Annotated in this window: 14 protein-coding genes; 12 read left to right on the plus strand and 2 right to left on the minus strand. The window is 71.3% G+C overall.

The genetic code is table 11. The features are described 5' to 3' along the window. Positions 1–18: 18 nt before the first annotated feature. Positions 19–1,233, minus strand: coding sequence for a flavin-dependent oxidoreductase (locus ASD35_RS01905; protein ID WP_056873204.1), 1,215 nt, complete (start codon positions 1,231–1,233; stop codon positions 19–21). A 54-nt stretch (positions 1,234–1,287) separates the two neighbouring features. Between ASD35_RS01905 and ASD35_RS01910 the strand changes: the two genes are divergently transcribed. From ASD35_RS01910 to ASD35_RS01965, 12 genes are all read left to right on the plus strand, one after another. After that, on the plus strand, positions 1,288–1,821 hold the full coding sequence (locus ASD35_RS01910; RefSeq protein ID WP_056873205.1) for a MarR family winged helix-turn-helix transcriptional regulator: 534 nt from the start codon (positions 1,288–1,290) through the stop codon (positions 1,819–1,821). Then, complete coding sequence (locus ASD35_RS01915) at positions 1,818–2,792, plus strand: Bug family tripartite tricarboxylate transporter substrate binding protein (protein ID WP_082579820.1); 975 nt, start codon at positions 1,818–1,820, stop codon at positions 2,790–2,792. Before ASD35_RS01910 ends, ASD35_RS01915 begins: the two co-directional genes overlap by 4 nt. A 29-nt stretch (positions 2,793–2,821) precedes the next feature. Beyond that, positions 2,822–5,230 (plus strand): tetratricopeptide repeat protein, encoded by a 2,409-nt coding sequence (locus ASD35_RS01920; RefSeq protein WP_056873207.1) that lies wholly within the window; start codon positions 2,822–2,824, stop codon positions 5,228–5,230. After that, on the plus strand, positions 5,227–7,356 hold the full coding sequence (locus tag ASD35_RS01925) for an FUSC family protein (RefSeq protein ID WP_056873208.1): 2,130 nt from the start codon (positions 5,227–5,229) through the stop codon (positions 7,354–7,356). The genes ASD35_RS01920 and ASD35_RS01925 overlap by 4 nt, the downstream gene beginning before the upstream one ends. A gap of 162 nt (positions 7,357–7,518) precedes the next feature. After that, positions 7,519–8,619, plus strand: coding sequence for an S-(hydroxymethyl)glutathione dehydrogenase/class III alcohol dehydrogenase (locus ASD35_RS01930; protein WP_056873406.1), 1,101 nt, complete (start codon positions 7,519–7,521; stop codon positions 8,617–8,619). Between the two features lie 143 nt (positions 8,620–8,762). Then, the gene (locus ASD35_RS01935) at positions 8,763–10,100 is read left to right on the plus strand and encodes a dicarboxylate/amino acid:cation symporter (RefSeq protein WP_056873209.1); all 1,338 of its coding nucleotides are present in this window, start codon (positions 8,763–8,765) and stop codon (positions 10,098–10,100) included. Positions 10,101–10,109: 9 nt separating this feature from the next. Then, positions 10,110–10,937: an S-formylglutathione hydrolase gene (fghA, locus tag ASD35_RS01940; protein WP_056873210.1), complete on the plus strand. Its 828-nt coding sequence runs from the start codon at positions 10,110–10,112 to the stop codon at positions 10,935–10,937. A 36-nt stretch (positions 10,938–10,973) separates the two neighbouring features. Continuing rightward, positions 10,974–11,576, plus strand: a complete 603-nt coding sequence (locus ASD35_RS01945) for a TetR/AcrR family transcriptional regulator (protein WP_056873211.1) — start codon at positions 10,974–10,976, stop codon at positions 11,574–11,576. A gap of 71 nt (positions 11,577–11,647) precedes the next feature. Then, positions 11,648–12,547, plus strand: a complete 900-nt coding sequence (locus ASD35_RS27505; RefSeq protein ID WP_056873212.1) for an alpha/beta fold hydrolase — start codon at positions 11,648–11,650, stop codon at positions 12,545–12,547. 345 nt (positions 12,548–12,892) lie between these two features. Then, entirely contained in the window at positions 12,893–13,432 is a 540-nt protein-coding gene (locus ASD35_RS01955; protein WP_056873213.1) for an OsmC family protein, read from the plus strand. 192 nt (positions 13,433–13,624) lie between these two features. Further along, positions 13,625–15,502, plus strand: coding sequence for an ATP-binding cassette domain-containing protein (locus ASD35_RS01960; protein ID WP_056873214.1), 1,878 nt, complete (start codon positions 13,625–13,627; stop codon positions 15,500–15,502). After that, complete coding sequence (locus tag ASD35_RS01965) at positions 15,499–15,882, plus strand: hypothetical protein (RefSeq protein ID WP_056873215.1); 384 nt, start codon at positions 15,499–15,501, stop codon at positions 15,880–15,882. Before ASD35_RS01960 ends, ASD35_RS01965 begins: the two co-directional genes overlap by 4 nt. On the opposite strand, the gene ASD35_RS01970 is transcribed toward ASD35_RS01965, so the two are convergent. Then, positions 15,879–16,499, minus strand: a complete 621-nt coding sequence (locus ASD35_RS01970) for a response regulator (protein WP_056873216.1) — start codon at positions 16,497–16,499, stop codon at positions 15,879–15,881. The genes ASD35_RS01965 and ASD35_RS01970 overlap by 4 nt on opposite strands. Between the last annotated feature and the right edge of the window lie 100 nt (positions 16,500–16,599).

Genomic DNA, 16,599 nt, shown 5'->3' on the forward strand with positions numbered 1-16,599 from the left:
CCCCCGGCTCGCGTGCGATCAAGGCATGCGGGTGCGGTGCCCGGCCGCCGCCTTGTAGGCGTTGATCTCGGCCGCCACCTCGGCCGGGTCGATGACGTCGGCCAGCCGCGCGAAGCCGTCGGGTGCGAGCGCCTCCACCCGGTCGAGGATGGCGTCCAGCCCCTCCTGCCGGTTCATCGCCACGATGCGCGCGCACAGCGGGCGGCGTTCGTCCTCGTAGGCGGCCAGCGCGGTGTCCAGGTCGTCGTGGTGCGACAGCGCCTCGGCCAGGGCCTGCGCGTCCATGACGGCCTGCGTCGCGCCGTTGGAGCCGATGGGCACCATCGGGTGGGCCGCGTCGCCCAGCAGCGTGGTGGGGCCCAGCCGCCAGCGCGGCAGCGGGTCGCGGTCCACCATGGGCCATTCCAGCATCTGCTCGGCGCGGGTGATGAGGCCGGGCACGTCGAGCCAGTCGAAGCGCCAGCGCCCGAAGGTGGGCAGCAGGTCTTCGATGCGGCCGGCGCGGCTCCAGTCGGCGCGGTCGGGAGCGGTGAGGCCGGGCGTGGGCTCCCGCACGCGGCGGTCGGCGATCCAGTTGATCAGCTGCAGCCCGTCGGCCCGCGGCGCGCCGATCGGGTAGACGACGAACTTGGCCTGGCTGTGGCCGGCCTGCACCATGGTGCGGCCGTCCAGGAAGGGCGGCGCCCAGGACGTGCCGCGCCACATCATCACGCCGCGCCAGCAGGGCGCGCCTTCGTCGGGCGCCAACCGGCGGCGCAGCGCGGAGTGGATGCCGTCGGCGCCGACGATGAGGTCGGCCGCCTGCTCGCGCGGGCCGCCCGTGGTCTCGATCAGCGCGATGTTGCCGTCGCGCACTCCGACGACGCGCTGGCCACTGATCACGGTCAACCTGGCGCTGGCCTCGGCCCACAGCCGCATCTGCAGCTCGCCGCGGTGGATGCTGAACTGCGGATGGCTGTAGCCGCCTTCCAGCCCGCGCGGGTCGCGGTAGATGGCCTGGCCGTGGCGGTTGGCGAACACCAGCGCCGAGGTCTCGACGGCCATGCCGCGCAGCGCGGGCAGCAGGCCGAGTTCGTCCAGCACGCCCACCGCATGCGGCAGCAGGTTGATGCCGACGCCCAGCGGCTTGGGCTCGCGCACGGCCTCCAGCACGGTGACCTCGTGCCCGCGCGCGTGAAGCGCCAGCGCGGCCGTCAGCCCGCCGATGCCGCCCCCTGCGATCAGGATATTCATGCCTTCAGGGTAAGCGAGATAGTTGCAGTGCGCAACAAAACCTAAGCTGGGCCGGTGAGCAAGACCGACAGCCTCAACGACATCACGCCCGAGGGCCTGATGCTGCCCGTACCCGGCGTGGACTATGGCGCACTGGACGGCCTGCTGGGCTATGCGGTGCGTCGCGCGCAGAACGCGCTCTACCTGGACTTCTACCGCGCCACCGCCGAGTGGGACGTGAGCCCGCAGCGCTTTGCGGCGCTGGTGCTGGTTTCGCGCAACCCCGGCCTGCGCCAGGGCCTGTTGGGCCAGGCCATGGGCCTGCACCGCAGCGGCGCGCTGCGCCTGACCGACTGGATGACCGCGCAGGGCTATGTCGAGCGCCGCGACGCGCCCGGCGACGCCCGCGCCTGGGGGCTGTACCTCACGGCCGGCGGCAAGCGCCGCCTGGCCCGGCTGGAAGCCGCGGTCGCCGGGCACGACCGCGCCTTGCTGGCCGCCTTGGGCGAGCAGGGCGCCGCATTGAAGGCGGGGCTGGAGCGCCTGGCCTGGGTCGCCACCGCACAGAGCACCGCCCCCGACAACAAGCCAAGGAGACACAAACCATGATGAACCGACGCCTTGCCCTGACCTCTTTCGCGGCCCTGCCGCTCGCCCTGCCGGCGATCTCACGCGCGCAGGGCCAGCCGGTGCGCATCCTCGTCGGCTTCCCGGCCGGCGGCTCGGTGGACACGACGGCCCGCCGCATCGCCGAATTCGGCCGCGGCAAGCTGGCCGACACCCTGCTCGTGGAGCAGAAGGTGGGCGCCGGCGGGCGCCTGGCCATCGGCGCATTGAAGGACGCCGCGCCGGACGGCCTGACCATGCTGCTAGGCCCGTCGTCCATGTTCACCATCTACCCGCACGCCTACCGCAAGCTGGCCTACAACCCGGCGACCGACGTCATCCCGGTCGCGCCGCTGGCCCTGTCCAGCTGCGGCTTCGGCGTCGGGCCCATGGTGCCGGCCACGGTCAAGACGCTGCAGCAGTTTGCCGACTGGGCCAAGGCCAACCCCGACAAGTCCGCCTATGCGTCGCCCGCCGCGGGCGCGATGCCGCATTTCCTGGGCAACCAGTTCGAGCGCGCCGCCGGCATCAAGCTGATGCACGTGCCCTATCGCGGCGCGGCGCCCGGCATGCAGGAGCTGATGGGCGGCCAGGTCGCGTCGGGCTGCTTCTCCATCGGCGACTTCCTGCCCCACCTCGCTTCGGGCCGGGTGCGCCTGCTGGGCGTGACGGACAAGGCGCGATCGCGCTTCGCGCCCGACGTGCCGACCTTCGAGGAGCAGGGCTTCAAGGGCATCGTGGGCGTCGAGAGCTACGGCCTGTTCCTGCCGGCAAAAACGCCGCAGGCCACCGTCGACAGGCTCGCCGACGTGGCCCGCGCCGCGGTGCGCGAGCCCAGCGTCGTCGAGGCGCTGGCCAAGCTCGGCTTCGAGCCGCTGTCCATGCCGCCGGTGGACTACGCCAAGCGCCTGGCCGCCGAGCGCGACTACTGGGGGCCGGTCGTCAAGGCCTCGGGCTTCAGCTCGGACGATTAGCATGCCGGCTCCACCGAGGAGCTGCCTGCATGCCCTGGCGCCCACTGGCCGTCTGCCTGGCCTTCTGCCTGAACCTGAACGTCGCCCAAGGCGCCCCTGACGCCACGCGCCTGCACCAGCTGCTGACCGAGCAGCAGTACGCTGCCGCCCGCCCCGGGCTGGACGCGCTGCTGCGCGACAAGCGGCCCGGCGCTGCGGAGCGCGCGCTGATCTACGAATGGCTGTTTGCACGCGACGACGGCGCCGCCATCGACCGCCGCACGCGTGGCGTGCTGGCGGATGCCGGCGCCGAGGCCGTCGACCTGCTGGCCGCTGGCCGCCTCGCGCTGGACCGGCGCGACTTCGAGCGCGCGCGGCTGTGCTTCGAGCGGGCGCTGGCGCGCGCCACCCGGCCGGTCGAGCAGGCGCAGGCGCTGCGCGGCCTGGGCCAGTGCCACTACCAGTTGCGCGAGTTCGACGCCTCCCTGCAGCAGCTGGAGCAGGGCATCGCCGCCGAGCGCACCGCCGACGGCCTGGCGGCCCTGGCCGACACGCTGATCCGCCTGGGCCGCACCGAGGACGCGATCGCCGCCGCGGAAGGCGCCGTTGCGCTCAACCGCCACCACGAGGCCGCCCACTACCTGCTGGGCAACGGCTATGTGCGCGAGAACTACACGCAGCTCGCCGCGCGCCTGGGCGACGCCTGGGTGCCGCTGCTGGCCGAGGTGCGGCGCGCGTCCGACGCCTTCGAGCGCGGCGACTTCGACACCGCACTTTCAATCAGCCTCGCCGTGCTGGAACGCTGCCCGCAGCTCGGCCGCGCACATGCCATCGCGGCCAAGGCGCTGGAGTCGCAGCGCTTCGCCGTCGACGTGCACCGCGCCGCCTACGAGCGCCGCTTTGCCGCCACGCCCATGCCCGTGGTGCCGGGCATCGAGCGCTATGTGCTGAACTGGCAAGACCTGTCGCCCCGCCACCGCAAGCGCGTGGCCCTGTCCGTCGCGCCGTGGAAGGCCTTCATCCCCGTGCTGGTGGAGGGCGGCGCCACGCATTTCATCAAGCCGATGTGGATGCGCCTGTCCGAAACGCCGCAGGCCCAGGCGCTGAAGGACGCGCGCATCGACTACGACTCGCGGCTGTGGGACGACGTGCGCGGCATGGGCGGCCACTTCACGGTCACCGGCATCGAGGACGTCGAGCGCAGCATCTTCGACCGCTACAACACCGTGCTGCACGAGCTGACGCACCAGGTGCATGGCGTGCTGACGGCCGACCAGGCGCGCGAGATCCAGGCGCTGTACCAGCAAGCCAAGGCGCGCGATGCCGCGACACGCAACGGCTTCCTGTCGCGCTATGCCGGCGGCTCGGTGTGGGAGTACTTCGCCGAGGGCGCCAACGCCGAGGCCTCGCCCCGGCGCGATGCCTACGACGGCCGCGAGATCGTGCGCGAGCGCCTCGTCGCGATGGACCCGGCGCTGCGCGCGCTGGTGAAGCGCTTTTTCGCGCAGCGTGACACGCGTGCCAGCCTGCCCATCGCGCTGGTCAACGCCGGCAACCAGAAGCTGGAAGACGGCAAGCTGGCCGAGGCCACGCCGTTGTTCGACCGCGCGCTGCAGCTCGCGCCCGACGACGAAAGCGCCCTGGGCGCACGCCTGCATGCGCTGGCCCTGCAAGGCGACGGTACGGCGGCCCGTGCGCTGTCGGCCCGCGCGCTGGCCCGCCACCCCCGCAGCGGCGCGCTGCGCGTGGCGACGGCCGATGCGCTGTGGCATGGCGGCGCGCCGCTGGCCACCGAGGTCGTGCCGGCCCTGGCGCGCGGCGTCGAGCAGCTCCGGGGCGAGGACCGCTTCCGCGTCGACCTGGCGCTGGCCGACCATCACCGCCGCCTCGGCGACGTGCCCCGTGCGCTGGCGGCCTATGACGCCGTGCTGGCCTACCAGGGCGACCAGCCCGAGGCGCTGTGGGGCCGCGCCGCCACGCTGGCGCTCGACGGCCGGTGGGAGGCCGCATTCGCGCAGTACGAGGCCGTGCTGCGCCTGCGCACCGGCCTCGTGCCGCTGCGGCGCGACTACGCGCTGGACCTGCTGCGCGCCGGCCGCGTCGAAGCGGCGCGGGCGCAGCTCAAAGAGGCCTTGCTGCTCGACCCGCGCGACCCCGACACGCTGGCGCTGCAGGCCTGGCTTGCGCTCGCGGGTGGCGACGCCGTGGCCGCCCAGCGCGGCGCGGCCGCGGCGCTGGCGCTCGGACCCTGGAGCGACCTCGCCGTCATCGTGCAGACCGGTGCGCTGCAGGCCCAAGGGCAGGGCGAGGCGGCCGGCGCCGTGCTGGCGCCGCTGCGGCAGCGCATCGCGGCCGGCGCGCCGCCGCAGTACGTCTACCGGCCCGAGAAGTCCGACTGGTTCTCGGTGCATCAGCTGCGCGCCAGCGAGCGCCGCGTCATGGAGATGCTGGTCAAGTGAAGCTCTTGCAGCGTCTCGAAGCGGCGCATCTCAACGGCCTCAGCGTCGCGCTGGGCGTCGCTGCGACGCACATCGTCGTCGGCGGGCTGTTCGGCGAGACGGCCGGTTTGGCCGCCGTCGGCGGCGCCGTCTGCGCCAGCCTGACCGACGTGCCCAACCCGCCCCAGCGCGTGCTGCCCCGCGTGCTGCCAGCAGCGTTCGCGGCGGCCGTGGTGACGGCGCTGGTCGGCGTCACCGACGGCTCGCTGGCATTGACCCTGGCCGTCGTGGCCGTCGTCAGTTTCCTGTCGCTGATGACGCTGGCCTGGGGCCTGCGCGCCGGGCCGCTGTCGTTCTCTCCGGTGCTGGCCATGGTGTTCGCGATGGCCTGGGACCGCACGACCGGTGCCACCTCTCCTTGGGCGCATGCGCTGTGGGTGGGCCTGGGCGGCTGCGTCTATGCCGGCTGGGCGCGGGCGGCCGCCGTCGTGCTGCGCCACCGGCTGCGCGAGCTGGCGCTGGCCGCCGCGCTGCGCGCCACCGCGGTGCGCGTGCGCTCGCGGGCCCAGCGCATCGCGCTGGCCGTGGGCGCGGACGAGGCCCGCATCCGCGCCTCCATCGCCGACGACGTCATGCTGGCCGACGCGCTGCAGGCCGCGCGAGACCAGGTGTTCGCCGCGCGTCGCTCCCCGCGCAGCCGCAAGCAGACCGACCTCGTGCTGGGCCTCATCGAGCTGCGCGACCTCCTGCTGGCCAGCCGGCTCGACACCGAGCTGCTGGGGCAGGATTTCCCTGCCCGCCAGTGGCGCGCCGCGCTGGCCGACACGCTGCGTCACCTTGCCGACGTGCTGGCCGCGCTGGCCGATGCCGTCGCCTACGGCGCGCCGCTGCCCGAGGTGTCGGCCGAAGCCTGGCGCGCCCAGCTCGCCGCGCGCCTGGCCGACATCTGCGCGCCGGACGGCGACTCGCGCACCCACCTGGTGTCGGCGCTGGCATCGCGCCTGGGCCACATGCTGGACGACGTCGGCGCCATGGTCGCGCGCCAGGCGCTCCGCGACGACATCGACAGCCCCTGGACGCCTGAGAAGCTGGCGCCCTTCGTGTCGCCGGAGGGCTGGCCGCTGGCGGCGCTGAAGCCCCACCTGACGCTGCAGTCCAGCGTCATGCGCCATGCGCTGCGCTCGGCGCTGGCCTTGTCGCTGGCCTATTGGCTGGGCGCCGCGCTGCCCTGGGCGGCGCACCCGTTCTGGCTGATGCTGAGCGTGGCCGTCGTGCTGCGCGGCAACCTGGAGCAGACGATAGCGCGCCGCAACAACCGCATCATCGGCACGGTGCAGGGCTGCCTGCTGGTGTTGCTGCTGGCCCATGTGCACTGGGTGCCGCTGCTGAGCCTGTGCTTCATCGCCGCCGTGGGCGTGGCGCATGCGTACGTGAACCGCCGCTACCGCGTCGCCGCCACGGCCGCGACGCTGATGGCGCTGCTGCAGCCGTTGATGCTGGCGCCGGGCAGCGACCCCTTCATCGGCGAGCGTCTGGCGGACACAGTGATCGGCGCCGGCCTGGCCTGGCTGTTCAGCTTCGTGCTGCCGTCGTGGGAACGCGCTGCCGTGCCGCGGCTGGCCACGCAGCTGCGCGGGGCGTTGGCGCGGCATGCGGCCAACATGCTGCGCTGGATGCCCAGCCCCGAGGAGCAGCTGGCGCAGCGCCTGTCGCGCCAGCAGGCCTACACCGCGCTGGCGGCGCTGGCGGCTGCGGCGCAGCGCACGCGCGTCGAGCCTGAGAGCGTGCGCCTGCCCGATGCCCAGATCGAAGGCGCCCTCAGCCACGGCTACCGGCTGATGGCATTGCTCGGCGCCGTGCAGCACCAGGTGCAGCGCCGCAATGCGCGGCTGGACGCGGCCAAGGCCGAGACCGCGCTGCCGCTGGCCCGCAAGGCCTGCGTCGACGTGCTGAACGGCGAGCCCATGACGGGCACCGACCCGGCCGAGATCCCCGACGGCGACGCCGGCGCCTGGCCCGAGCACCTGGGCCAGCAAGACCTGACGCCCTGGCTGCTGCGCCGCCTGCGCCTATGCCGACATGAGGCGCGCGAGTTCGTCGCGGCCCTGGACAGGCTGCCGGCCCCTCGCCCACCCTCGCCGCGCTGAACGCGGGCGAGTCTGGTCGGTCCCCCGTGGGGACGGCGATGCTCGCGGCGTCGAGCCTCGAGCACATCGCCCGCGGTCCGGCTTGGGGCGGCCCGGCGCCCGGGCCGCGGTTTAATGCACATGAGTCATCGCGCATAGCGCCGAGGAGTAATTGACATGAGCATCCAGACCCGCGCCGCCGTTGCCTGGAAGGCCGGCGCCCCGCTGACCATCGAGACCCTGGACCTGGAGGGCCCGCGCGATGGCGAGGTGCTGGTCGAGGTCAAGGCCACCGGCATCTGCCACACCGACGAGTACACGTTGTCCGGCGCCGACCCCGAGGGCTTGTTCCCCGCCGTGCTGGGCCACGAGGGCGCCGGCGTCGTGCTGGAGAGCAAGGTGCCGTGGCTCAAAGCGGGTGACCACGTCATCCCGCTGTACACGCCCGAATGCCGCGAGTGCAAGTTCTGCCTCAGCCGCAAGACCAACCTGTGCCAGGCCATCCGTGCCACGCAGGGCAAGGGCCTGATGCCCAACGGCACGTCGCGCTTCTCGCTGAACGGCGAGCCCATCTTCCACTACATGGGCACCAGCACCTTCTCCAACCACATCGTCGTGCCCGGCATCGCGCTGGCCAGGATCCGGCCCGACGCGCCGTTCGACAAGGTCTGCTACATCGGCTGCGGCGTGACGACCGGCGTGGGCGCGGTGCTGTTCACGGCCAAGGTGGAGGCGGGCGCCAACGTGGTCGTCTTCGGCCTGGGCGGCATCGGCCTGAACGTCATCCAGGGCGCCAAGCTGGTGGGCGCGAACAAGATCATCGGCGTGGACATCAACCCCGCGCGCGAGGCGATGGCGCGGCGCTTCGGCATGACGGACTTCGTCAACCCCAAGGACGTGGGCAATGTCGTCGACCACATCGTGCAGCTGACCGACGGCGGCGCGGACTACTCGTTCGAATGCGTCGGCAACGTGCAGCTGATGCGCCAGGCGCTGGAATGCACGCACAAGGGCTGGGGGCGCAGCATCATCATCGGCGTGGCGCCGGCCGGGGCCGAGATCGCGACGCGGCCCTTCCAGCTGGTGACGGGACGCAAGTGGGAAGGCAGCGCCTTCGGCGGCGCGCGCGGCCGCACCGACGTGCCCAAGATCGTCGACTGGTACATGGACGGCAAGCTGCACATCGACGAGCTCATCACCCACAAGCTCAAGCTGGAACAGATCAACGACGGCTTCGAGCTGATGCGCCGCGGGGAATCCATTCGCGCCGTCGTGGAGTTTTGAGCGTGCCGGCGCCGCCTCGCGGCTGCGGCGGCGTTGACACAGCTTTGCAATTCATGTGGGAAGTCACAGTCGCGGCCGTGGCCCGTCGCGCATAAGCTGTTTCCGAAGCCGGTCCCGCTCGCAGGACTGGATTGGAGACAAGCATGCAAGCCACTGCCGGGCGCCAGCCCTTCTACCGTTCCCTGTATTTCCAGGTCATCACCGCCATCGTCATCGGTGTGATCGTGGGGCACTTCTGGCCCCAAACCGGCGAGGCGCTCAAGCCGCTGGGTGACGGCTTCATCAAGCTGATCAAGATGATCATCGCGCCGATCATCTTCTGCACCGTGGTGGTGGGCATCGCGGGCATGGAGGACATGAAGCGCGTGGGCAAGACCGGCGGCTACGCGCTGCTGTACTTCGAGATCGTCTCGACCATCGCCCTCATCGTCGGCCTCGTCGTCGTCAACGTGCTGCAGCCGGGCGCCGGCATGCACGTGGACCCCCACACGCTGGACACCAAGGGCATCGCCGCCTACACCGGGCCGGGCAAGATGCAGGGCACGGTGGAGTTCCTGCTGGCCATCATCCCGACCACGGTGGTGGACGCCTTCGCCAAGGGCGAGATGCTGCAGGTGCTGCTGTTCTCGCTGCTGTTCGGCTTCGCGCTGCACCGCTTCGGCGGCCGCGGCACGCTGATCTTCGACGGCATCGAGAAGACCTCGCACGTGCTGTTCGCCATCGTCGGCATGATCATGAAGGTCGCCCCCATCGGCGCGTTCGGCGCGATGGCCTTCACCATCGGCAAGTACGGCGTCGGGTCGCTGCTGTCGCTGGCCAAGCTGATGGGCTCGTTCTACGCCACCTGTCTGATCTTCATCTTCCTCGTGCTCGGCACGATCGCCCGGGTGCACGGCTTCTCGGTCTGGAAGTTCATCAAGTACATCAAGGAAGAGCTGTTCATCGTGCTGGGCACCTCGTCCAGCGAGTCGGTGCTGCCGCGCATGATGGCCAAGCTCGAGAACCTGGGCGTGCGCAAGTCCACCGTCGGCCTGGTGATCCCGACCGGCTACTCCTTCAACCTCGACGGCACGTCCATCTACCTGACGATGGCGGCCGTCTTCATCGCCCAGGCCACCGACACGCCGATGACGCTGACGCAGCAGCTCACGCTGCTGGGCGTGCTGCTGCTCACCAGCAAGGGCGCCGCCGGCGTGACGGGCAGCGGCTTCATCGTGCTGGCGGCCACGCTGTCGGCCGTGGGCCACGTGCCGGTGGCCGGCCTGGCGCTGATCCTGGGCATCGACCGCTTCATGTCCGAGGCGCGCGCGCTGACCAACCTGATCGGCAACGGCGTGGCCACGGTCGTCGTCGGCAAGTGGACCGGGGACCTCGATACTGGCCGCATGCAGGCCGTGCTCAACAACGAGACCCCCGCCGAGGCCGACGAGCCCGAGGAGGTGCTGGACGCGGTCGATCAACACATGGCGAAGGCGAGCTGAAGGGCCCGGATGGAACTGTTGTCGGAACATCGCTGCTTCGGCGGCACCCAGCGGTTCCACCGCCATGAATCCGCCGAGCTCGGCCTGGCCGCGCGCTTCGCGCTGTTCCTGCCGCTCCGGCCCAAGGCGCTGCTGGTCTTCCTCGCCGGGCTGACCTGCACCGAAGAGACCTTCACCATGAAGGCCGGCGCGCAGCGCCTGGCCGGCGAGCTGGGGCTGGCGCTGCTGATGCCCGACACCAGCCCGCGCGGCGCCGACGTCCCCGGCGAAGCCGACGCCTGGGACTTCGGCGTCGGCGCCGGCTTCTATCTCGATGCGACGCGCGAGCCCTGGGCCCCGCACTGGCGCATGGAAAGCTACCTGCTCCACGAGCTGATCCCGTGGGTGCAGCAGGAGACCGGGCTGGAGCGCGTCGGCCTGTTCGGCCACTCGATGGGCGGCCACGGCGCGCTGACGCTGGCGCTGCGCCACCCGGGACGCTTCCAGTCGCTGTCGGCCTTCGCGCCGATCGCCGCGCCGATGCGCTGCCCCTGGGGCCGCAAGGCCTTCGCCGGCTATCTGGGCGAGGACCGCGCCGCCTGGGCCGCGCACGATGCCAGCGAGCTGATGAAGGGCCGGCACACGCCGCCATACCCAGGCGGCATCCTCATCGACCAGGGCCTGGCCGACAAGTTCCTCGCCGAGCAGCTGCACCCCGAAGCCTTCGAGGCGGCCTGCGCCACCGTCGGCCAGCCACTGACGCTGCGCCGCCATGCCGGCTACGACCACGGCTACTACTTCATCGCCAGCTTCATCGACGACCACCTGCGCCATCACGCCAGCCAGCTGTTCGCATGATCGCCATTCGCCGCACGATCGTGCTAAATTCCGCGCATGGAAACCCGCAGCGAACGCGCCGAGAGCACGCTGGCCGCCATCGTCGGTGCGGCGCTGAACATGGCCGTCACCGAGGGCCTGGAGAGCATCAGCATCGGTGAGGTCGCCAAGCGGCTGGACCTGTCCAAGAGCGGCGTGTTCTCGCGCGTCGGCTCGCGCGAGCAGTTGCAGGTGGCCGTGCTGCTGGAGTTCGACAAGCGCTTCCTGCAAACCGTCTTCCTGCCCGCCATGAGCGAGCCGCGCGGCCTGCCGCGGCTGCAGGCCGTCATGCAGCGCTGGCTGGCCTGGGCCAGCGATGTCGAGCGCCACAAGACCTGCCTGTACACGGCCGGCGCCTTCGAATACGACGACCGCGAGGGGCCCGTGCGCGAGCACCTGCTCGATGGCGTGTTGCGCTGGCGTGCCACGCTGCGCCGCACCGTGCTGCAGGCCATCGAGGCCGGCCACCTGCGCGCCGACCTGGACGCCGAGCAGATGGTGTTCGAGATGGACGCCCTGTTCATCATCCTGCTGCACGACGCGCGCTTCCTGCGCGACCCGCGCGCCAGCGAGCGCGCCGCGCGCGCCTGGCAGCGCCTGCTCGACGCCAGCCGGCCCTGACCGCGACGCGCCATGTCCGTGCCTCTTCGTTTGATTTTTCGTCGCACGACCGTGCGAAATCTGGAGCCTCGATGACCGCCACACGCAACCCTGCCGCCGCCTTCTACGCCTCGCCCACGGCCCGCGGCATCGCAGCGCTGCTGCGCGGCCTGCACCGCGTCTCGCCCGATCTCGGCACGCGCGTCGCGCTGCACCTGTTCTTCACGCCCATGCCGACCAAATGGCTGGCGCGTTCGCGCGCTGTGCCGCGGCCATGGGTCGAGCGGCGGCTGCCCTTCGAGGGTGGCCATATCAGCGTCTGGCAGCGCAGCGATGTCGAGCCGGGCAGGCCCAGGGTGCTGCTCGTGCACGGCTGGGCCGGCGACGCCCAGCAGCTGCGCGATCAGGGTGACACGCTGGCGGCCGCTGGCTTCGACCCGCTGCTGCTGGACCTGCCGGCCCATGGCCGCAGCAGCGGCTGGCGCAGCAACCTGCTGCAATGGGTGCGGGCCTTGTTCGCCGTCAGTGCGCGCTTCGGGCCCTGGGACGGCGTCGTGGCGCATTCGCTCGGCGCGCTGGCGACCGCCCATGCGCTGGCCCGCGGCCTGCCGGCCCGGCGCGCGGCGCTGCTGGCACTGGCGCCGCCGCCTGCGCAGTTCATGCGCTGGTTCGCGCAGGCCATGGGCACGGGCGATGCGCTGGCGGCGCGCATGCGTGGCCGCGTCGAGCAGCGCGAAGGCGTGTCGCTCGGCCATTTCGAGCCCACCTGGCTGGGCGAACGCGTCGGGCAGCCCACGCTGATCGTGCACGACCGCGGCGACGTGACGGCGCCCTTGAGCGGCAGCGAAACGCTGGTGGCCGGCCTGCCCGCGGGGCGCCTGCATGTGACGGAGGGACTGGGCCACCGCCGCCTGCTCAGCGACCCGGCGGTGATGCGGCTGGTCAGCAGCCACCTCGCGGCCGCGCAGCCGCCGGCCTTGCGCGTCGTTTGACCGTCACGCCGGGCCAGGAGGACCTCCAGGTACTCGCTCGGCACCACCAGGCTGTCGGGGCCGGCGCGGTTCAGCGTGGCCAGCACGTCGGTCAGGTCGCGCTCCAGTGCCGCGCCCTGGTCCGGCGCCAGCGTGGGGCAAAGGCCTTGTGCACCGGGCCGTACCAGGTGCGGAACACCTCGAGGTCGAGGGGTGCGTTCATGGGATGTATCCGGACAAGCAAGGGAGCCAGCATCTCGCCGTGTGGCTGCGCAGTCCGGTCCTGCTGCCCGCAAATCCTGCCCGAGCGTCCGGTCCCCCTGGACCGGCGTCCCTTGATCAAACGACCCCCTTTTGGAGAGTGTCATGGCCCTGGATCACATCGCCGCCGCGTTGGAGCGCGTGGCCGCCGTCATGCGCAAGCGGCCGGAGCTCGGCCTGCACGACGACTCGCCGGCTCGCGTCCGGTGGGAGGGTGGCATGCGCGTCTCGGCGCGCCATGACAACGGCCTGCGCGTCGAAACCGACATGCCGCGCGAACTGGGCGGCAGCGGCGAAGGGGTCACGCCAGGCTGGCTGCTGCGGGCGGGTACGGCCTCGTGCGCTGTCACCTGCATCGTCATGAACGCTGCAACGCAGGGTGTGGAACTGCAGGCGCTCGACGCCTGGGTTTCCAGCCGTTCCGACACACGCGGGCTGCTGGGTCTGGCTGGCGACAACGGGCAGGCGGTCGACGCCGCGCCCGTCGAGATGACGCTGCACATCCGCATCGCGGCCGCGGGGCTGACGCAGGCGCAGACCCGCGGGCTGGTCGAGCAGAGCTGCCTGCGCTCACCGGTGCCGGCGGCGCTGCGGCAGCCGGTGCCGCTGCAACTGGACATCGAGGTCACCGGCAGCGCGGCCTGACCGGGCGATGGACGCGCTGTCGCAAACCTTGGGCGTGGTGCGGCTGGTGGGCGCCATCTTCCTGCAGGGCCGCTTCAGCCGACCGCCGAGCGCGTGGCCATCTTCCACCGCATCACGCACGGCGAATGCCACGTGATGCTGGACGGTGCCGGGCCCGTGTAGCTCGCGGCGGCGCCGGGGGACAATGCCTGAATGGCAGTCCTTTCCCTCTCCAACGCCCACCTCGCTTTCGGCCACGTCGCGCTGCTCGACGGTGCCAATTTCTCGCTCGAAATCGGCGAACGCGTCGGCCTCATCGGCCGTAACGGCACCGGCAAGTCCTCACTGCTGAAGATCCTCGCCGGGCTCGAAAAGCTCGACGACGGCCTGCTGCAGCAGCAACAAGGCCTGACCAACGTCTACGTGCCGCAGGAGCCCGAGCTGCGCGGCGACGCGACCATCTTCGACGTCATCAGCGAGGGCGTGGCCGAGCACAAGGCGCTGCGCGAGCGCTACGAGATCCATGCCGACGACGACGACCTCGCCTGGGTGCAGGAGCGCATCGAGCACATCGGCGCGTGGAACTGGGAGCAGCGTGTCGAGGAGACGCTGCACCGGCTGGGCCTGGACGGCTCGCGGCTTATCAGCACGCTCTCCGGCGGCCTGAAAAAGCGCGTGGCGCTCGGCCGCGCGCTGGTGGCCCAGCCCGATGTGCTGCTGCTGGACGAGCCCACCAACCACCTGGACCTGGACGCGATCACCTGGCTGGAAGGCCTGCTGAACGACTTCAAGGGTTCGCTGCTGCTGATCACGCACGACCGCGCGTTTCTCGACAACGTCGCCAACCGCATCGTCGAGCTGGACCGCGGCCAGCTGCGCGGCTACCCCGGCAACTACGCCGCCTTCCAGGCCGCCAAGGCCTACGAGCTGGAGAACGAGGCGCTGTTCAACGCGCGCTTCGACAAGCTGCTGGCGCAGGAGGAGGTCTGGATCCGCAAGGGCGTCGAAGCCCGCCGCACGCGCTCGGTGGCGCGCATCCAGCGCCTCGAAGCCATGCGCCTGGCGCACGCCGCGCGGCGCGACGTGCAAGGCAAGGTCAGGCTGGACATCGACACCGGCGGCGCCAGCGGCAAGATCGTCGCGGAGCTGGAAGACGTGTCCAAGAGCTACGGCGACCGTGCCATCGTTCGCGGCTTCACCAGCACCATCCTGCGCGGCGACAAGGTCGGCCTGATCGGCCCCAACGGCGCCGGCAAGACGACGCTGCTGAAGATGATCCTCGGCGAACTGGCGCCCGACAGCGGCACGGTGCGGCTGGGCTCGCGACTGACAGTCGCCTACTTCGACCAGATGCGCGACACGCTCAACCTGGATGCGACGCTGGCCGACACCATCAGCCCCGGCTCGGAGTGGATCGAGATCGGCAACCAGAAGAAGCACGTCAAGAGCTACCTCGGCGACTTCCTGTTCTCGCCGGCGCGCGCCAACTCGCCAGTGCGCACGCTCTCCGGCGGCGAACGCAACCGCCTGCTGCTGGCGCGCCTGTTCGCCCGCCCGGCCAACGTGCTGGTGCTGGACGAGCCCACCAACGACCTCGACATCGAGACGCTGGAGCTGCTGGAGGAACTGCTGGCCGAGTACGACGGCACGGTCTTCCTCGTGAGCCACGACCGGCGCTTCCTGGACAACGTCGTCACGTCCACCATCGTCTACGAGGGCGAGGCGCGCTGGCGCGAGTACGAAGGCAGCGTGCAGGACTGGCTGCAGCAGTCCAAGCGCGCCGCGGCGCTGCAGGCGCAGGCGGCGCCCAAGGCCGCCGCTGCCCCCACGCCGCCGCCCGCGCCCGAGCCGGCGCTGGTCGTCGCGACCAAGCGCAAGCTCAGCTACAAGGAACAGCGCGAGCTGGACGAGATCCCCAAGCAGATCGCCGCGCTGGAGGCCGAGCAGACGCAACTCAACGCGCTGCTGGCCGGTGCCGAGCTGTACACGCAGGGGGCGGCCCGCATCGCCGAGGTGACCGACCGCGCCGCGGAGATCGATGCGGAGTTGCTGGCGCTGATGGAGCGCTGGGAAGTGCTCGAAGCGAAATGAACGCGCTTCACCACGAATGGCTGGCGCTGCAGGCACAGCACGAGCGCTATGAAGGACTGGCGCTGGTCGTCAAGCTGCTCGCCTTCACGGCGCTCGTCATCGTGCCGGACAACGGCCTCGTTCTCGCGCTGCTGGCGTTGCTGTGGCTTCAGGAGGCCGTGCTGAAGACCTTCCAGGGCCGTCTGGGCGAGCGCCTGCTCGTCGTCGAGGCGGCGGTGAAGTCCGGCGGCGAAGGTGCCGTGCCGATGCAACTGCACAGCGACTGGCTGACCCGCCGCCCGCGCGGTGCGGGCCTCGTCACGCAATACCTGAAGAGCGCGCTGCGCCCGACGGTGGCGCTGCCCTATCCGGTGCTGATGTTGCTAGCGGTCGTGGCCTAAACCGGCGCCAACCGGCCGAGCGGGATCAGCCCGCCCTGGCCTTGCAGCTGAACGACCGTCTCTCCGGAGCGGTGCACCACGTACTGGGCCACATGCACGGCGCCGTTGAAGCGCACCTTGTCGCCGGGCTTGATGACGGGCAGGGCGCCGATGACCGGCGGCGGGCGCGGCGCCGCAGGCCGGGGGGTGTGCATGACGCCGCGCGTTGGGCTGGGCAGGCCCGGCGCGTTCTTGGCCACGGTCTGCAGCGCCTGCATCATCTGCGCCTTGAGCTGATCGGCCGTGAAGGGCTTTTGCAGCAGGAAATGCGCGCCCAGCGCCCGCGCTTGCAGCTCATGCTCGGGCGTCACTTCGAAGCTCAGCAGCGACAGGTGCAGGGCCGGCCGCGCGTCACGCAGGCGCTGGTAGAGCTGCAGGCCCGTCAGCGGCGCCTTCGCAAACCAGTCGGTGATCAGGAAATGGGGCTTGAAGATCAGGCCCTGGGCCAGCGCGGTTTCGGTGTCGGCGCAGCACAGGACGTTGTCCACCGCGAAGCCACGGCTTTGCAGCAGCTGCCGCACGAAGGTCTGCACCCCGGCCAGCGGGTCTGCAACGAGGAATTTCAAGGGGTCGCTCATGTCCACATCGGGTGCCGCAATGGCGGTGTCGCCGGGCGGGCCGGATTTTGCGGGCGGCCATGAGCTGGCCCGGTGAAAACTCCCCTGGGGAGTGAGAACT

This window comes from Pelomonas sp. Root1444 (genome assembly GCF_001426885.1).
Taxonomy (GTDB): Bacteria; Pseudomonadota; Gammaproteobacteria; order Burkholderiales; family Burkholderiaceae_C; genus Pelomonas.

Coding starts and splice junctions, on each gene's coding strand:
- ASD35_RS01905 (WP_056873204.1), bottom strand. CDS start 1,233: ATGAATATCCTGATCGCAGGGGGCGGCATCGGCGGGCTGACGGCCGCG.
- ASD35_RS01915 (WP_082579820.1), top strand. CDS start 1,818: ATGATGAACCGACGCCTTGCCCTGACCTCTTTCGCGGCCCTGCCGCTC.
- ASD35_RS01920 (WP_056873207.1), top strand. CDS start 2,822: ATGCCCTGGCGCCCACTGGCCGTCTGCCTGGCCTTCTGCCTGAACCTG.
- ASD35_RS01935 (WP_056873209.1), top strand. CDS start 8,763: ATGCAAGCCACTGCCGGGCGCCAGCCCTTCTACCGTTCCCTGTATTTC.
- fghA (WP_056873210.1), top strand. CDS start 10,110: ATGGAACTGTTGTCGGAACATCGCTGCTTCGGCGGCACCCAGCGGTTC.
- ASD35_RS01945 (WP_056873211.1), top strand. CDS start 10,974: ATGGAAACCCGCAGCGAACGCGCCGAGAGCACGCTGGCCGCCATCGTC.
- ASD35_RS27505 (WP_056873212.1), top strand. CDS start 11,648: ATGACCGCCACACGCAACCCTGCCGCCGCCTTCTACGCCTCGCCCACG.
- ASD35_RS01955 (WP_056873213.1), top strand. CDS start 12,893: ATGGCCCTGGATCACATCGCCGCCGCGTTGGAGCGCGTGGCCGCCGTC.
- ASD35_RS01960 (WP_056873214.1), top strand. CDS start 13,625: ATGGCAGTCCTTTCCCTCTCCAACGCCCACCTCGCTTTCGGCCACGTC.
- ASD35_RS01965 (WP_056873215.1), top strand. CDS start 15,499: ATGAACGCGCTTCACCACGAATGGCTGGCGCTGCAGGCACAGCACGAG.
- ASD35_RS01970 (WP_056873216.1), bottom strand. CDS start 16,499: ATGAGCGACCCCTTGAAATTCCTCGTTGCAGACCCGCTGGCCGGGGTG.